1 protein-coding gene is annotated in these 380 nt (G+C 49.5%); it reads left to right on the forward strand.

Features of this window, described 5'->3' with window-relative positions:
• A partial coding sequence (locus V6E90_RS21590) for an Ig-like domain-containing protein (protein WP_332606418.1) occupies positions 1 to 380 on the forward strand: 380 nt, incomplete at both ends.

The following is a 380-nucleotide window of genomic DNA, read 5'->3' on the forward strand; positions in this document are numbered from 1 at the left end:
CGGTACGATCAATGATCCGAATGCGACCATTGTTGTGACTGTGAATGGTATTGACTATCCAGCGGTGAACAATGGTGATGGTACTTGGACCCTTGCAGACAATGTATTGCCAGTGTTGGGTGAAGGTCCACATACCGTGACCGTGACTGCGACAGACTTGGCAGGCAATGTCGGTACAGATACAGGTACAGTGACAATCGATACGATTGCACCGAATGCGCCAGACATTGATCCAATCAATGCCGTTGATCCAATTACAGGAACAGCAGAACCTGGTTCGACAGTAACCGTGACCTTCCCGAATGGCACCACAGTTCAAGTACCAACCGATCCAATCACAGGTGCGTGGACAGTACCAAATCCAGGCAATCTGGTTGATG

The organism is Acinetobacter sp. ESBL14 (assembly GCF_036668815.1).
Classification (GTDB): Bacteria; Pseudomonadota; Gammaproteobacteria; order Pseudomonadales; family Moraxellaceae; genus Acinetobacter; species Acinetobacter gyllenbergii.